7 protein-coding genes are annotated in these 9,384 nt (G+C 64.9%); 5 read left to right on the top strand and 2 right to left on the bottom strand.

Annotated features, from left to right (window positions below; genetic code table 11):
• The first annotated feature begins 340 nt into the window (after positions 1 to 340).
• Complete coding sequence (locus DK459_RS20560; RefSeq protein WP_006389675.1) at positions 341 to 730, top strand: DUF4148 domain-containing protein; 390 nt, start codon at positions 341 to 343, stop codon at positions 728 to 730.
• 203 nt (positions 731 to 933) lie between these two features.
• Complete coding sequence (locus DK459_RS20555) at positions 934 to 2,052, top strand: saccharopine dehydrogenase family protein (protein WP_006389674.1); 1,119 nt, start codon at positions 934 to 936, stop codon at positions 2,050 to 2,052.
• A 79-nt stretch (positions 2,053 to 2,131) separates the two neighbouring features.
• Here the strand turns inward: DK459_RS20555 and glcC are convergent, their stop codons facing one another.
• Positions 2,132 to 2,890, bottom strand: a complete 759-nt coding sequence (gene glcC / locus DK459_RS20550; protein WP_006389673.1) for a transcriptional regulator GlcC — start codon at positions 2,888 to 2,890, stop codon at positions 2,132 to 2,134.
• Positions 2,891 to 3,126: 236 nt separating this feature from the next.
• Here glcC and DK459_RS20545 point away from each other — a divergent pair, with 236 nt between their 5' ends.
• The 3 genes from DK459_RS20545 to DK459_RS20535 all read left to right on the top strand — a co-directional run bounded on the left by DK459_RS20545 (position 3,127) and on the right by DK459_RS20535 (position 7,279).
• Positions 3,127 to 5,301, top strand: coding sequence for a malate synthase G (locus DK459_RS20545; protein WP_070543022.1), 2,175 nt, complete (start codon positions 3,127 to 3,129; stop codon positions 5,299 to 5,301).
• Positions 5,302 to 5,419: 118 nt separating this feature from the next.
• Positions 5,420 to 6,037 carry a TetR/AcrR family transcriptional regulator gene (locus DK459_RS20540; protein WP_006389671.1) on the top strand — a complete coding sequence of 206 codons (618 nt, stop codon included), beginning with the start codon at positions 5,420 to 5,422 and terminating at the stop codon, positions 6,035 to 6,037.
• A gap of 387 nt (positions 6,038 to 6,424) precedes the next feature.
• Complete coding sequence (locus DK459_RS20535; protein ID WP_035184205.1) at positions 6,425 to 7,279, top strand: cysteine hydrolase; 855 nt, start codon at positions 6,425 to 6,427, stop codon at positions 7,277 to 7,279.
• Positions 7,280 to 7,347: 68 nt separating this feature from the next.
• Here DK459_RS20535 and DK459_RS20530 read toward each other — a convergent pair.
• Positions 7,348 to 9,384: autotransporter outer membrane beta-barrel domain-containing protein (locus DK459_RS20530; protein ID WP_233256843.1), on the bottom strand; the 2,037-nt coding region annotated here is incomplete at its 5' end.

Raw genomic sequence — 9,384 nt, 5'->3', positions numbered from 1 at the left:
CGTATCCCGCCTCGCCCCCTCCCACTTCGTCACTCGCCCGCCCGCCGACCGCCGGCGCGCCTTGCCGCCCCCACAACGGCCGGACGCACGGCGCCGATGGGGGTCGCTCGTCCGCCAACCACTACCTATTGCGTCATCAAATGGAAATATCGCCACCCATGGTGCCATTTGGTAAGTTATCGGGCGATTAGTACTTATTTTGGAAAGATGTTTTCAGAGAATAAGGGTTTATCCCAGGGTTATTTAGGCCGAGAATGCATCTCATCGGGACACAGCAAGCGACCCCCGGCAATCAGGCCAGAGGATCGGATCCCAAGCTCAAGACATATGGAGGTCTGCTATGAAAACCCTTGCTACCGCTTTGATGCTGTCCATGTCCGTTCTGGCCGCCGGCGCCCAAGCCGCTGAAGCCGACCAAGGCGCCACCCGCGCCCAGGTCCAGGCCGAACTGCAACAAGCCAAGGTTTCGGGCCAATACACCTTCGGCGAAGAAGGCTACCCCGCCGCCATCGCCCAGAAGTCCAGCCTGACCTCGCAGCAAGTGCAGGAACAGCTGGCCCAGGCCAAGAACGCCGGTGAAGTCACCTTCGGCAACATGGACTACCCGCCCGCCCCGCACGCGGCTGCCACGTCGCTGAGCCGCAGCCAGGTGCAAACCGAACTGGCCCAGGCCAAGGCGGAAGGCCTGGTCACCTTCGGCAATATGGACTACCCCCCCATGGGCAGCTGATTGCACGGCCTGGTCTCCAGGCCCGCAATCCACCCGCAAAGCCCTCCGGCCTCACCCGGAGGGCTTTTCTTTTGACGATTCGACATTCAATTAAGTCATAACGACGCCACTCATAGCCGTTACGACGCTTTGCTATCTACAAATCGACAGCGCCCGCGCATAGGATGAGGCCAATCCCTCCCCCTCTATGCAGGAGCCGCACCATGTCCACCTCCACCAAGCCCGTCCTCCTCCTGGGCGCCGGCAAAATCGGGTTCGCCATTGCCTTGATGCTCGAACGCAGCGGCGACTATTCGGTCCTGGTTGCCGACCAGGACCCGGCACGACTGAACCTCGTCGCGGAACTGGGCTGCGACACCCGCCAGATCTCGGACGACGCGTCCCTGGCCCGCTGCATCGAGGGCCGCTATGCGGTCGTCAACGCCCTGCCATTCCACCGCGCCATCGCCGTCGCGCAGATGTGCGCGCGGGCCGGCGTACATTATTTCGACCTGACCGAAGACGTCGCCAGCACCCATGCCATCCAGGCGCTGGCCGCAGACGCCCGCGCCGTGCTGATGCCGCAGTGCGGCCTGGCTCCGGGCTTCATCGGTATCGTCGGCAATGCGCTGGCGCGACGCTTCGACACGCTGCTGGACCTGCGCATGCGCGTGGGCGCGCTGCCGCGCTATCCGTCCAACAGCCTGCGCTACAACCTGACTTGGAGCACCGAGGGGCTCATCAACGAATATTGCAACCCATGCGAGGCGATCGTCGACGGCCAATTGACCAGCGTGCCGGCGCTGGAGGGCTACGAGACTTTCGCGCTGGACGGCGTCGAGTACGAAGCCTTCAACACCTCGGGCGGCCTGGGCACGCTGCCTGCAACGCTGCTGGGCCGCGCGCGCAATGTCGATTACAAGTCGGTGCGCTATCCCGGCCACTGCAATCTGATGAAGCTGCTGCTCAACGATCTGCGGTTGCGCGATCGCCGCGACCTGCTCAAGGACATTTTCGAAACCGCCATTCCCACCACCGAGCAGGACGTGATCGTGATCCAGGCGCAGGCCTCGGGCCATCGCCACGGCCGGCTGGAAGAAGAGTCATACCCCATCCGCGTATTCGGCGCGGACGTCGACGGCCACCGACTCAGCGCCATCCAGCTGTCCACGGCCGCCGGCATCTGCGCGGCGCTGGACCTGGTGGCACAGGGCACGCTGCCGCAACGCGGTTTCGTGGGCCAGGAACAGATCCCGCTGGAAGCCTTGCTGGGCAACCGCTTTGGCCGCGTCTATGCCGGCAAGCCGCTGGCATTGGCGGGCGCCATGACCGAGGACCGCTGAGGGCGGCGATGGTCGCTGACGGTAGGCCGCGAGCCGTCGCAACGCGCGGCCGTCGTTACCGTTGGCGCGCGCAACGCGGCTAGGCCCAGCCTTCCAGGCGCAGTGTCGCCCGCACCAGCCGCTGTTCTTCCTGCTCGATTTCCGCCAGGTTCTGCCGCACGCTGTCGACATGGTCGGCCGCGGCGCGGCGCGCCTGCTCCGGCTGGCGCGCGATCACGGCATTGAACAGCCGCGCGTGCTGCTTGTCGATCTGGCGCTTCGCGGGTTCACGGTGATACAGGTTGTTGACACAGGCGAACACCGACCCGAGCATCAGGTCGTTGAGCGACTGCAGCGTATGCACCAGCACCGGGTTGTGCGAGGCCTCGCAGATGGCCAGGTGGAACGCGTGATCCAGGTGCGCATGGGTGGCGGTGTCGGCCGATTGCGCGTTCACCATTTCGTCGTAACGGCGGCGGATCATGATGAAGTCGGCCTGCGTGCCACGCAGGGCCGCCAGCCGTGCCGAATCGGCCTCCAGCAGGGAGCGCACTTCGAGCAGGTCGTACAGCGTGCGCGGTTGCGAATTGAACAGGTGCATCAGCGGCCCGGCGTCGACCTTCGAGATGCGCGCCACGAACGAACCCTTGCCCTGCGAAGTGTGGATGATTTCACGCGCGCGCAGCAGTTTCAGGCCTTCGCGCAGCGCGGTGCGCGACACGCCCAGCTTTTCCGTCAGCCGCCGCTCCGACGGCAGCGCCTGGCCAGCCTTCAGGACGCCGTCCAGGATCAGGCGCTCGATGCGCTCCGCCACTTCATCCGCCACCTGGCGGGGTTTCGCTTCAGTTTCCGCGTGCATGCGTTCTCCGGACCAGTGGTATGACCAAGCGCCAACAGCAAACCGCCTGCCGCCTACCACCTGCGTAAGTAACTGATATAAAACCATAAAAAAACGATGTTTGCCGAGCCGGGCGAAAACAAACTGGTATGACCAGCAGGTTTTGATATGGACTTTGCGGCGGGCGCGAACGATGATGTGTGGACAGATTCGCCCGGCGCGCGCGCCGTCCAGACCTCCTACCGTCAGAGATCCGCATGACTCAACGCATCCAGCACCACGGCCTGCAAGTGGCGGCCAATCTCAGCCAGTTCATCGAACAAGAGGCGCTGCCCGGCTCCGGGCTGGCCGCTGACGCGTTCTGGAAGGGGTTCGCTGCCCTGGTGCATGACCTGGCGCCCAAGAACCGCGCCCTGCTGGCCGAACGCGATAGCCTGCAGGCCGAACTCGACGCCTGGCATCGCGCCCATCCCGGTCCCATCGCCGATCCGGCCGCCTACCGCCAGTTTCTGGAAGGCATCGGCTACCTGTTGCCCCAACCGGCCAGCGTGCGCGCCACCACCGACAATGTCGACACCGAGATTTCGCAGCAGGCCGGCCCGCAACTGGTGGTGCCGGTGTCCAACTCCCGCTACGCCCTGAATGCCGCCAACGCGCGCTGGGGCAGCCTGTACGACGCGCTGTACGGCACTGACGCGATTCCCGCCACGCCCGGCGACGGCGGCGCCGGCTACAACCCCGAACGCGGTCGCGCCGTCATCGCCCGCGCCCGCGCCTTCCTGGATGAGGCCGCGCCGCTGGCGCAGGGCTCGCACACCGACGCCCGCGGCTACACGGTCGAGAATGGCCAGCTCAAGGTGGCGCTGGCCAATGGCGCCACCACGCTCAAGAACCCGGCCCAGTTCACCGGCTACCAGGGCGACGCGGCGGCTCCCGGCGCCATCCTGCTCAAGAACAACGGCCTGCATTTCGAGATCCAGATCGACCGCGCCCATACCATCGGCGCCACCGACGCGGCCGGCGTCAAGGACGTGCTGGTCGAGGCCGCGCTGACCACCATCATGGATTGCGAAGACTCGGTCGCCGCGGTCGACGCCGACGACAAGGTCCACATCTACCGCAACTGGCTCGGCCTGATGAAGGGCGACCTGACCGAAGCCGTCACCAAGGGCGGCAAGACCTTCACCCGCAAGCTCAATCCCGACCGCCAGTACACGCGTCCGGACGGCTCGGCCCTGACGCTACACGGCCGTTCGCTGATGTTCGTGCGCAACGTCGGCCACCTCATGACCAACCCGGCCGTGCTCGACCGCGACGGCCAGGAGATCCCGGAGGGTATCCTCGACGCCGTGGTCACCAGCCTGGCGGCGCTGCAGGACCGCAATCGCAAGCTGAACTCGCGCACCGGTTCGGTCTACATCGTCAAACCCAAGATGCACGGCCCCGCGGAGGCCGCATTCGCCAGCGAGCTGTTCGACCGCGTCGAAGACCTGCTGGGCCTGCCGCGCAATACCCTGAAAATGGGCATCATGGATGAAGAGCGCCGCACCAGCGTCAACCTCAAGGCCTGCATCGCGGCCGCGGCGTCGCGCGTGGCGTTCATCAACACCGGGTTCCTCGATCGCACGGGCGACGAAATGCATTCCAGCATGGAGGCCGGCCCCATGCTGCGCAAGGGCGACATGAAGTCCACCGCCTGGATCACCGCCTACGAACGTAACAACGTGCTGGTCGGCCTGGACGCCGGCCTGCGCGGCCGCGCCCAGATCGGCAAGGGCATGTGGGCCATGCCCGACCTGATGGCAGCCATGCTCGAACAGAAGATCGGACATCCCAAGGCCGGCGCCAACACTGCCTGGGTGCCTTCGCCGACCGCGGCGACGCTGCACGCGCTGCACTACCACCAGGTGGACGTGCAGGCGGTCCAGCAGGAACTCGAACGCACCCGGCTCGACAGCGTGCGCGACGAGTTGCTGGCGGGCCTGCTGACGGTGCCCGTGGGTGATCGCTCCAAGTGGTCCGCCGCCGACATCCAGCAGGAACTGGACAACAACGTCCAGGGCATCCTGGGCTACGTGGTGCGCTGGATCGACCAGGGCGTGGGCTGCTCCAAGGTGCCGGACATCCACAACGTCGGTCTGATGGAAGACCGCGCCACGCTGCGCATCTCCAGCCAGCACATCGCCAACTGGCTGCGCCACGGCGTCACCAACCGCGACCAGGTCATGGAAACCTTCCAGCGCATGGCGAAGGTGGTGGACGGCCAGAACGCCGGCGATCCCCATTACCTGCCGATGGCCGGCAACTTCGACGGCTCGCTGGCGTTCAAGGCGGCTTGCGCGCTGGTGTTCGAAGGCCTGACCCAGCCCAACGGCTACACCGAGCCACTGCTGCACAAGTTCCGCCTGGAGTTCAAGGCCGCCCAGGCCTGATTGCCGCCGGCCACGGCGACGCATCCCCCCTACCGGACAGCCTCGGCTGTCCGGTTTTTTTTGGTCGGCATCTGCAAGAGGTCGCCATTTTTCGCACAGTCGTGCTAAATTCGATCGCATGACTGCCAAGACCGAAAAAAGCGAGCTGACTTTCGCGGCCATCGTGGACGCGGCCCTGGACATGGCCGCCGCCCAGGGGCTCGAAAGCCTGTCGCTCGGCCAGGTGGCCAAACGCCTGGACATCAGCAAGAGCGGTGTGTTTTCGCGGGTCGGATCGCGCGAGGCCTTGCAGCAGGCCGTTCTGGACGAGTACGAGCGCCGCTTCGTCGCCGCGGTCTTCACGCCCGCGATGACCCGGCCTCGCGGCCTGCCGCGCCTGAACGCGTTGATGAACCTGTGGATCGAGCGTGCGTGCAATGTCGAGCTGCTGACCGGCTGTATCTACGTCGCCGGCGCCTTCGAGTTCGACGATGTCGAATCCCCTCTGCGCGAGATCCTGGAAAACAACCTGCGCCGCTGGCGTGGAGTGATGGTGCGCACGGTGCGACAGGCGCTGGACGAAGGCCATCTGCGCCCGGATACCGATCCCGAACAGCTCGTGTTCGAGGTCTACAGCCTGATGATCGGGCTGATGCACGATGCCCGCTTCCTGCGCGATCCGAAGGCGCGCGAACGGGTGCGGGCCGCCTACGAGCGCCTGATTTCGACCTATCGCAGTTTCAAGTACATCGAGTAGTCGTCACACAGATCGCCGGCATGAGCCGGCATTTCTTTCGACAAATTTCGCACGATCGTGCGATTTTAGGAGCGAGTGGATCATGGTTTTCTACATCGGTGGGGCCATCGCGGCGGCTGCGCTAGCGAGGTTATGGTTTCTGTGGCGGGCGCTGCTGCGGCAGCTGCCGGATATCTCCCGGCATCTGGTGTTGTTCTGATACGGGAGGCGCTTCCGTGCAGGCCCCATGACGATGGGACGCGGGTATGACGGAATCGAGACCCCTGGGCGAAGATGACGGTCGGCGCCTCTCATGGCTCCGCTCCCTGGTTTTCCAGCCGGCTAATGCCGCTCGCGCCCAACCCGCGCCCGGTCTATATTCCGTATTCACTCCTTGCCAATGCATCCATGTCGCGCTCCGTTCATCTACTGATCATCGATCCGCAAAACGATTTCTGCGATCTTCCGACGACGTACTTGCCCACCGACCCGCTGACCGGCCAAGCAGTCGCACCCGCCTTGCCGGTGCCCGGTGCCCATGCCGACATGCAACGGCTGGCGCGCTTCATCGACGCTGCGGCTCCCTCGCTGTCAGCCATTACCGTCACGCTGGATTCGCACCACAGGCTGGACATCGCCCATCCCACGTTCTGGCGCACCGGTGACGGCCGGCCAGTATCACCCTTCACGCCCATCACCGCCAGTCAGGTGCGTTCCGGCGCCTTCCAGCCGCGCCATGTCGACGATCTGCCGCGCACGCTGTCTTATCTGGATGAATTGGAAGCGCGTGGCCGCTATACCCTGATGGTGTGGCCCGTGCATTGCGAGATCGGCACCTGGGGCCACAACGTCCACGCGGACGTGCGTGCCGCCTACGGCCGCTGGGAAGAAGAACGCCAGTTTATCGTGCGCAAGGTGCCGAAAGGCGCCAATCCCTGGACCGAGCACTACAGCGCCCTGATGGCCGAAGTACCCGACGCCGACGACCCTCGCACCCAACTCAACCGCAACCTGCTCGACTCGCTGGATCGCGCCGACCTCGTCATCGTGGCCGGCGAAGCCGGCAGCCACTGCGTCAAGGCGACGGTCGAGCACCTCACCGAGCACCTGCCCGGCGGCAACCTGTCACGCATTGTGCTGCTGACCGACTGTATCAGCCCGGTCACGGGCTTTGCGAGCGCCCAGGCTTCATTCCTGACAAAAATACGTGACCTGGGAGGGCAACTGCGTACCAGTGTCGATATGGTCCGCGCCTTGGCCTGAAGGCCGATGCGCGGCCACAGTCTGGCAATGGCCGGAACGCCCGCGACGCGGGCAGGCTTTCGATCGGGTCAGAACGCCCACCTCAGGCTGACAGTACCGGCATTTTCACGCGTATTGCTGGCGAATTGACCGCTGTATGAAATGCCGAGTGTTGCCGAGCGTGAGATCGCCATATCCATGCCCAGCTCCACCAACGCAGCGTCCCGCGCGATCGCTACCCCGGCAACGGTAAAAACGCGCCCGCCATCGAAGGCCATTTCCGATACGGGTTGTACGTCGCCAAAGGCATGCCGCCACCCTAATGCGCCACGCACGGCACCATCCAACCGCCCCAGCGAAACCGGAGCCTGGGCCCGCAGGCCCAGCGTAGTGATCGTTTGCGTATCGCGCGCACTGCGGCCGGAGAGCGCCGCCGCCCCTCCCGTTTCCGAGAAACCGCGTGTGCGCAGATCGCTCCAGGCGACGCCCGCAAACGGTTCAAGCGTCACACCGGTAAATCGCATCGCATAGCCCAGTTCCGTAAAGAATTGGCTGGTGCTCGCCCCATAGTCGGCGCGCAAGGTCTGGTCCAGGCCTGGCAGGGAGACGCGCCGCTCGCTCGAAATGTCGTGCCACGTATACGCAGCGCCCAAGAGCCAGTTCAGGTGATCAATGCCGACTTCGAATGCCTTGCCGCCGTACAACAGGGCGCTATAGCTATCGATACCGGACTTGGATGACCGGTCGTCCACCATCAACGTGCCACTGGTATATCCCAGCGCGGCCCCCAGCCGCCAACCCGCGCCGACAGAGCGATCCGCTCCCACGAATACGCCTCCCGTCGACTGTCGCCCCCCCGGTGCGTTGCCATCACCATCAAATCGCTGCCAATTGCCGATGATCTCGGCCCACGCTGGAAGAGCCGTGGAATACGGCAACGCCGCGGCGCTTGCGGTGGTATCGCTACCTCCGAGTTGCGCAGTTGGCGCGCCTGGCGCCATGGCTGCCACAAGATTCGCGCGCAGGTGCTTCAGTGGTGCCGTGCGAACCGTCAAGGCATCTGCCTGCAATGCGGATCTCGAGGTCGCGTGCATATCGCCCGACAGGGCGGCGAACGCGGCGGGAGGAGCCCCGGTCTCGAGGTTCAACACAGTGCGATAGACCTCGTTATTGGGCGGCAAGTAGTCGATCGCGCCCGCGACGGCTTTTTGGTTTGCGGTGTCCGCCGCATCCGCGAAGCTGATCGGTCGCCCCCCAGATGTCTGCCTCTGCATCACCAATTCAATATCCGTCGCGCCTTGCACAAGCGAGGGCGTCAAGAAAGCGAAGTTCGACGTCACGGCCGAAAACCCCCCCGTCACCGACTGTCCCGCCCGGACGATGGTATAGCGCGTATTCTCGGCCCAGGCCCCGGGCGACGCCAGTACCTTCACGGTACCGCCCACATTGGCCACATTCGTTGCATAGACCTGGTCCGCCTGCCCTGTCGAATTGGCCCGCACCTCGAACAACGATCCGCTGCCCAACTGCAGGCTGCCATCAATCGTGATCGAAGTCGGCGACCCGCTGGCAGAACCGACGGCCAACGTATTGCCGCTTCCCGCGAAGATGACGTCTCCCGTCGTGACGGATCCCTCCCACAACTCCAACCGATTGCCGGAACCTTGAAAGAGAACCGCTTGACGCGTGGTCTGGCCTAGGTGTTGCCCACCCTCCAACGTCCCTCGATTGACGACGGTAACATTGCTGCCCGCCAATACGGCCTGGCCGCCGGTTTGGCCGGAGAAATTCGCCATGGCGCCCGCGCCGCCACGAAGCGTGCCAAAGTTGACGACCGTGCCAGCGCCAATCGATACTGCCGCGCCTCCCAGGCCAGTGCTATAGCCCACTCCCGCCACGCCGCCGGCTCCACCTAGAATCTGGCCACCCGGATTGACCTGTACACTGCCGGCGGTGATCACCGGTGCCGGGGGACCATCAGCTCTGCCGCCGGCCCCACCGGTGATCGCGATTCCGGATTGGACGTCGATGGCGGCCCCTCCGGTTGAAAGAATACCCACCGCGCCACCGCCTGCACCGCCCACCCCGACCACGGTCGAACCGCCTACAGTCCCCGTAATGCTGCC

It is taken from the genome of Achromobacter sp. RW408 (assembly GCF_003184165.1).
Lineage (GTDB): Bacteria > Pseudomonadota > Gammaproteobacteria > Burkholderiales > Burkholderiaceae_B > Achromobacter > Achromobacter xylosoxidans.
The sequence above is the reverse complement of the archived record's forward strand: the minus strand, read 5'-3'. Positions and strand labels throughout refer to the sequence as shown.